This window comes from Jatrophihabitans sp., assembly GCF_036389215.1.
In the GTDB taxonomy this organism is placed as follows: domain Bacteria; phylum Actinomycetota; class Actinomycetes; order Mycobacteriales; family Jatrophihabitantaceae; genus Jatrophihabitans_A.
The window spans coordinates 1-7,629 of record NZ_DASVQG010000270.1; the positions used below are offsets into that span (position 1 = coordinate 1).

5 protein-coding genes are annotated in these 7,629 nt (G+C 71.6%); 4 read left to right on the plus strand and 1 reads right to left on the minus strand.

Annotated features, from left to right (window positions below; translation table 11 throughout):
• From VF542_RS15265 to VF542_RS15280, 4 genes are all read left to right on the plus strand, one after another.
• The coding region (locus VF542_RS15265) for a L,D-transpeptidase (protein WP_408652555.1) at positions 1-1,228 on the plus strand (1,228 nt) is incomplete at its 5' end.
• 68 nt (positions 1,229-1,296) lie between these two features.
• Positions 1,297-2,655, plus strand: coding sequence for a type I glutamate--ammonia ligase (gene glnA / locus VF542_RS15270; protein WP_408652556.1), 1,359 nt, complete (start codon positions 1,297-1,299; stop codon positions 2,653-2,655).
• Positions 2,656-2,682: 27 nt separating this feature from the next.
• Entirely contained in the window at positions 2,683-3,561 is an 879-nt protein-coding gene (locus VF542_RS15275) for a type 1 glutamine amidotransferase (protein WP_408652557.1), read from the plus strand.
• Between the two features lie 136 nt (positions 3,562-3,697).
• Complete coding sequence (locus VF542_RS15280; protein ID WP_408652558.1) at positions 3,698-6,931, plus strand: bifunctional [glutamine synthetase] adenylyltransferase/[glutamine synthetase]-adenylyl-L-tyrosine phosphorylase; 3,234 nt, start codon at positions 3,698-3,700, stop codon at positions 6,929-6,931.
• Here the strand turns inward: VF542_RS15280 and VF542_RS15285 are convergent.
• A partial coding sequence (locus tag VF542_RS15285; protein WP_408652559.1) for a phosphatase PAP2 family protein occupies positions 6,913-7,629 on the minus strand: 717 nt, incomplete at its 5' end. The two genes, VF542_RS15280 and VF542_RS15285, sit on opposite strands and share 19 nt — an antisense overlap.

Here is a 7,629-nt window from a genome sequence, read left to right on the forward strand (position 1 = left end):
GGCGGTGGTGTCAGTGATGCTGGCTGCCGTGCTCCTGTTGAGCGCCTGCTCGCAGAAAAAGCTGCCGGACGCGGCAGCGCCAGCCCCCACCAGCGCCAGCCCGACTACTTCGACCGGTTCCAGCGCCCAGGCGGCACCGGCCGTCATCCGCCTCACGCCGGCCAAGGACGCAGCCGATGTCAACCCGGTGGCGCCGGTCAAGGTCGCGGTCTCGGGTGGCTCGCTGTCCGAGGTCACGCTGACCAACCTCGAAGGCACGCAGATCAAGGGGACGCTCTCGGCCGACAAGCAGTCGTGGTCATCGACCGAGGTGCTCGGCTATGACCGCTCGTATCGACTGCAGGCCAAGGCCACCAACGCGGCGGGCGGGCAGTTCTCCGAGGACGGCACCTTCAGCACGGTGAAGCCCACCAACATGACGATGCCCTACATCCAGACCGCGGCCGGCGGCGGCATCGCACCCGGGGTCATCTTCGGCGTCGGCCAGGTGGTGCGGATTCACTTCGACGAGTCCATTCCCGACCGCAAGGCCGCCCAGGCCGCCCTGTCGGTGCAGACCGTTCCGCACCAGGTGGGTGCCTTCAGCTGGCTCGACGACGCCAACGTCTACTGGCGGGGAAAGAACTACCTCAAGCCCGGTACCAAGGTGACGATCACGGCCAAGGCCTACGGCAAGAACTTCGGCAACTCCCTCTACGGGCAGGCCGACGTCAGCACCTGGTACCGGGTCGGCGACAAGCACGTCTCGATCGCTGACGACCGCACCAAGATGATCAAGGTCTACTCCAACGACAAGCTGATCCGGACCATCCCGACCTCGATGGGCCGCGACGTTCGCATCCCCGGCGACCACGGCCCGATCGACCTGCGGACCAACTCGGGCCCGCACGTGGTGGTGGGCGGTGAGAAGAACATCGACATGAACTCGGCCTCGTTCGGGCTGAGCAAGGGGGAGAACGCCTACCGCACCAAGGTGCCGGTCGGCGTGCGGATCAGCTACGACGGCGAGTACGTGCACTGGGCCGACTGGTCGATCGCACAGCAGGGCAAGGTCGACGTCTCGCACGGCTGCCTGAACGTCTCGCCCACCAATGCCTTCTGGTTCTACGACTTCTCGGTACCCGGCGACATCGTCGATGTGCGCAACACCGGCCGCAACCTCGCCGAGTGGAACTCCGGCTACTGGAACGTCTCGTGGGCCAGCTGGCTGGCTGACAGCGCCAGCTGAGCGGTCCTCGCTCGCTGGTCGGGGGGTCGTTACGCGGCCGACACGGATTACCGGCAGACTGATCAACCGTGGATCGCCAGCAGGAATTCGTCCTACGCACTCTGGAAGAGCGACAGATCCGGTTCGTCCGGCTGTGGTTCACCGACGTGCTCGGCTACCTCAAATCCGTCGCCGTGGCGCCGGCCGAACTCGAAGGCGCCTTCGCCGAGGGGATCGGCTTCGACGGCTCGGCGATCGAGGGCTTCGCGCGGGCCAGTGAGTCCGACATGCTGGTCCGGCCGGATCCGGCCACGTTCCAGATCCTGCAGGGCGATGACGGCAAGCCCAGTGACACGGCGCGGATGTTCTGCGACATCACCATGCCCGACGGCTCGCCCTCGTGGGCCGATCCCCGCTACGTGCTGCGCCGGACGCTGTCCAAGGCCGCCGAGCGGGGCCTCACCTTCTACACCCACCCCGAGATCGAGTTCTTCCTGCTCAAGAACCGGCCAACCGACGGCAGCGAACCGGTGCCGATCGACGACGGCGGCTACTTCGACATGACCAGCCACGACACCGCCCACGACTTCCGGCGCGGGGCGATCACCGCCCTGGAAGCGGTCGGCATCTCGGTCGAGTTCAGTCACCACGAGGTGGCGCCCGGCCAGCAGGAGATCGACCTGCGCTACGCCGACGCGCTGTCCACCGCCGACAACATCATGAGCTTCCGGCACATCATCAAGGAGCTGGCCCGGGCCCGCGGCGTGCATGCCACCTTCATGCCCAAGCCGTTCCGGCACCAGCCGGGCAGCGGCATGCACACCCACCTGTCGCTGTTCGAGGGTGACCGCAACGCCTTCCACGACCCGTCGGACGAGCTGTACCTCTCGGCCACCGCCCGGGCGTTCATCGCCGGCCTGCTGCGGCACGCTCGCGAGATCACCGCGGTCACCAACCAGTGGGTGAATTCCTACAAGCGGCTGTTCGGCTGGTCGGCCCCGGGCCAGCTGGTCGAGGCTCCGACCTACGTCTGCTGGGGCCATGCCAACCGCTCGGCGCTGGTCCGGGTGCCGATGTACAAGCCGGGCAAGGCCAACTCCACCCGGGTCGAGGTCCGGTCGCTGGACTCGGCGTGCAACCCCTACCTGGCCTTCGCGGTGCTGCTGGCGGCCGGCATGAAGGGCATCGAAGAGGGCTACGAACTGCCGCCGGGCGCCGAGGACGACGTCTGGGCGCTGTCGGACACCGAACGCCGGGCGCTGGGCTATGACGACCTGCCGCACAACCTGGCCGACGCGCTGCGCTCCATGGAGGACTCCGAACTGGTCGCCGAGACCCTGGGCGAGCACGTCTTCGAGTTCTTCCTGCGCAACAAGCGCTCGGAATGGGTGGACTACCGGGCCGAGGTCACCCCGTTCGAGCTGCGCCGCTACCTGCCCTCGCTCTAGGGCGCCGGCTCTCAGTAACCTGCTGGCATGGCTACCGCTGGACCTGACCGCCCGATCCTGGTCATCGAGAACGACCTGGACGCCCCGGCGGCCATGGTCGGGCACTGGCTGCGGGAAGCCGGCGCGGAACTCGTGGTGTGCACCCCGGAGACCGGGCAGCCGGTGCCGGCCGACCTGACCGGCTACTCGGCGCTGGTCGTGCTGGGCGGCGCGATGAACGCCTACGACGACGAGGCGGCCCGGTGGCTGCCGCAGGTGCGCCGGCTGCTGGCCGAAGCCGTCCGGGCCGAACTGCCCACCCTCGGGATCTGCCTGGGCGCCCAGCTGCTGGCGGTCGCCGCCGGTGGCCGGGTCAGCGCCGCCGAGACCCCCGAGTACGGCTGGCAACTGGTCGCCAAACGGCAGGCCGCCGCCGATGACCCGCTGTTCCGGGAGCTGCCGATCACCCCGGACGTCCTGCAGTGGCATGTCGACGAGGTCAGCGCACTGCCGCCCGGCGCGGTGCTGCTGGCGTCCTCGCCGGTGTGCGCGGTGCAGGCCTTCCGGGTGGGCCGGTTGGCCTGGGGAACCCAGTTCCACATCGAGACCACTCCCGAGATCGTGGCCGAGTGGGCCCGGCACGACGCGGACCTGCTGCACGAGTACGACCTGCCCGCCATCCTCGAGCGCAGCTCCCGGGCGCATCCGGACATCGCCGAGGCGTGGCAACCCGTGGTGGCCGCCTTCGTGGCGCTGGCCGCGGACCCGTCGACCGCGCCGAGCCCGGCGGTTGCCGCCGGACCCCGGTTGCTGCCGATGGCCGGCGCCGCTCCGGTACAGCCGGCCGGCCCGCTCACCGATGCCGCCGCGATCCGGGCGGCCCTGGCGGCTGAGCTGCAGGCCTCGCGTGAGCCACCCCGGCACTGACGGCGAGCCGTCCGTCCCGGTAGCGCGCCGCCCGGCTGGACGTGCCACCCCGAGGGTGGCTGGTGAGGCATCAGCGCCGCCCGATCCCGGGTCCGCGGTGGCTGAGGATGCAGCAGCGCCTGATGCCGGGTCCGCGGTGGCTGAGGATGCGGCGCCGCCTGAGGACGCACCAGCGGGCCCGCGGACCGGCCGACCGAGCACCCGGCTGACCGCAAGGCTGGCCCGAGCAGGTTTCGCCGATCCGGTCCGGGCCGGCGGCTTGCTGACGAGGCCGGCGCTGCCGCTGTGGGATTCCGAGCGGAACGAGGTCAGCGACCCGGCCGCGGGGGCAGTGCTTTCGGCACTCGGACGGGCGGCCGCGCCCGACCAGGCACTGGCGATGCTGGCCGAACTCGCCGCCACCGGCGAAGGCCCGGAGATACTGGCCGAGCTACGGAACTCGGCAGAATTCCGGACCCGGCTGCTGGGCGTGCTGGGTGCCTCCCAGGCGCTGGCCGAGCACCTGTGCGCACACCCTGGGGACGCGCTCCTGCTGCGTGGTGCCGTGACGGACTTGCCCACGGTGGACTCAGCTGGCGACCGGCTCGCCGACGCGGTGGGGGCGTCGGCGGCCGACCCGGTGACCGGCACCGCCGGCACGGCGGCCACGCTGACCGGTCCGGCCGCGGTCCGGGCGTTGCGCGCCGCCTACCGGCGTGAGCTGCTGCTGGTCGCCGCCCGGGATCTGGCCAGCGAGTTCACCCTGCAACAGGTCACCGAGGCGCTTGCCGACCTGGCCGGTTACGTGCTGGCGGCGGGGCTGGCCGTCGCGCGGGCCGGCCTGCCCGCCGGCGCGGCCGGCTGCCGGCTGGCCATCATCGGGATGGGCAAGGCCGGTGGCCGCGAGCTGAACTACGTCTCCGACGTCGACGTGGTCTTCGTCTTCGAGCCCTCCACGGGCCCAGGAGATCCAGCGGGCCCAGGAGATCCAGCGGGCCCAGGAGATCGAGCAGGCCCAGGAGGTCCAGCAGGCTCAGGAGATCCGGCAGGCCCACGAGATCCAGCAGGCCCGGCAGGCCCGGCGGACCCGACGGGCAAGGCCGCCGACCGGGAGAGCGCGGCGCTGGCCACCGCCACCAAGCTGGCCGCCGACACGATCCGGATCTGCGGGCAGGCGGCCTGGGAGGTTGACGCGGCGCTGCGGCCGGAGGGCAAGTCCGGGGCCCTGGTGCGCACCCTGGCCAGCCACGAGGCGTACTACAAGCGCTGGGCCTCGACCTGGGAGTTCCAGGCGCTGCTGAAGGCCCGCCCGATCGCCGGTGACCTGGAGCTGGGCGAGCGCTACGTCCAGACCCTGTCACCGCTGATCTGGACGGCCTCGCAGCGGCCCGACTTCGTCTCCGACGTGCAGGCCATGCGCCGCCGGGTGGTCGAGCACCTGCCGGCCGACCTGACCGAGCGCGAGATCAAGCTCGGCCCCGGTGGCCTGCGTGACGTCGAGTTCGCGGTGCAGTTGCTGCAGCTGGTGCACGGCCGGGCTGATCCTTCGCTGCAGGTCAGGGCGACCCTGCCGGCGCTGGCGGCGCTGCGCGACGGCGGATTCGTCGGCCGCAACGACGCGGTCAGCCTGGCCGATGCCTACGAGTTCCTCCGCGCGACCGAGCACCGGTTGCAGCTGGCCAAGCTGCGCCGGACCCACCTGGTGCCCGACGACGCGGAGGCGGTGCTGCGACTGGCACGCTCGCTGGGCTTCCGGCCGGACAGCCGCGGGGATGCCGCCGCGGTGTGGCGCGCGGAATGGGCGCTGCACGCCCGGGAGGTCCGGCGGCTGCACGAGAAGCTGTTCTACCGGCCGCTGCTGGAGGCGGTTGCCCGGGTTCCGGCTGAGGCGTTGCGGCTGACCGCCGGCGAGGCACGGCGCCGGCTGGAGGCACTGGGCTACGCCGATCCGCAGGGCGCGCTTCGCCACATCGAGGCGCTGACCGCGGGGCTGTCCCGGCGGGCGGTCCTGCAACGGGCGCTGCTGCCGGTGATCCTGTCCGAGCTTGCCGACGCCCCCGACCCGGACGCCGGGCTGCTGGCCTACCGGCAGGTCTCGGACGCGCTGGGCACCAGCCCGTGGTTCCTGCGGTTGCTGCGCGACGAGGGTGCGGTCGCGTCCCGGCTGGCCGTCCTGCTGGGCACCTCCCGGTACGTGGCCAACCTGCTGGTGCGCGCGCCCGAGGCGCTGCAGATGCTGTCCGGCGAGGAGGAGCTGCGGCCGCGGCGGCAGCCGGAGGTCGAGGGGCCCATGAGGACCGCCGCCGGCCGCAGCGCTGATAGCGACGATCCGGCGCAGGCCGCGCACGCGATCCGATCGCTGCGGCGGGCCGAGCTGCTGCGGATCGCCTTCGCCGACCTGCTGGGCCGGCTCGGTGACACCGAGGTCGCCATCGCGCTCACCGAACTCGCCGATGCCACGCTGGCCGCGACCCTCGCCGCGGCCCGCCGGATCGTCGCCGCGGAGCTGGGGGTGACCGAGCTGGGCGTGCGGTTCGCGGTGATCGCCATGGGCCGGCTGGGTGGGCAGGAGCTCGGCTACGGCTCCGACGCCGACGTCCTGTTCGTCTTCTCCGACGTCACCGCCGGTGCCGAGGCCAGCCGCCGGGCGCACTTGGTCGCCGAGCGGCTGCGGGCGATGCTGGCGGCCCCGTCCACCGATCCGCCGCTGCGGCTGGATGCCGACCTGCGGCCCGAAGGCCGCAGCGGGGCGCTGGTGCGCTCGTTGGAGTCCTACGCCGAGTACTACCAGCGGTGGGCCTCGGTCTGGGAGGCGCAGGCACTGCTGCGGGCCCGGTTCTGCGCCGGTGACCCCGAGCTGGGGGAGCGGTTCATCCGGTTGATCGATCCGATCCGCTACCCGGTGGGTGGATTGCCCGCGGCGGCAGCGGTGGAGATCCGCCGGATCAAGGGCCGGGTGGATGCCGAGCGGCTGCCGCGCGGTGCCGACCCGCACACCCACACCAAGCTCGGCCGCGGCGGCCTGGCAGACGTCGAGTGGACGGTCCAGCTGCTGCAGCTGCGCTGGGCCGATCGGGTCGCCGGGTTGCGTACCACCGGCACGCTGGCGGCCCTGCAGGCTGCCGTGGACGCAGGCAAACTCTCCGCCGACGACGCGGCGGCGCTGTCGGCGGCCTGGCGGCTGGCCGGCCGCACCCGCAACGCGATCATGCTGGTCCGGGACAGGGCCGAGGACCAGCTGCCCAAGCCGGGCCGGGTGCTGGAGGCGGTCGGCCGGGTGCTGGGTTACCGCCCGGGCTTCGAGTCCGGCCAGCTGGTCGATGACTACCGGCGGGCCACCCGGCGAGCTCGCCGAGTGGTCGAGTCGGTGTTCTACGACCCCGCCGACTGAGAGCTGTGCTGGGTGCTCGGCTGGTCCTCCGGTGGAGGATCGGGCTGGGGGTTCGGCTGGATGCGGACCGCCGCCCGTTCCGGATGCGGCTCGCCGGCCAGGTGCCGGCGGATCGGGGCCTCGGTGAAGGCGCTGCGACCGGAGAACAGGTACTGCACCAGGCCACCCAGCAGGAACACCGCCAGCCCGGCCACCGCGTCGATGAGGAAGTGGTTGGCGGTACCGATGATGACCAGCAGGGTGGCCACCGGATAGATCAGGCCGAGCACCCGGACCCAGAGCCGCCGGGCGCACAGGTAGATCGAGACCCCGCACCACAGCGCCCAGCCGATGTGCAGGCTCGGCATCGCGGCGTACTGGTTGGAATGCTGGGCGACGTTCGGGTCGGCCAGCGAACCCCAGGTGTGGAACTTCAGCACCGTGTCGACGTAGCCGTACTGCGGCAACAGCCGGGGTGGTGCCAGCGGGTAGAGATAGAAACCGGCCAGCGCGATCAGCGACGTCGCGAACAGGATGGTCCGCGCGCCGCGGTAGATCCGCGGGTGAACCCGGAACAGCCAGACCAGGCAACCGATGGTCACCACGAAGTGCAGGGTGGCGTAGTAGTAGTTCATCACCTGGGCCAGCGGCTCGTGGGCGGCCACGTACCGGTTCAGGGAGCGTTCGAAGTTCAGGTGCAGCGCGTCCTGCAGGTGCTG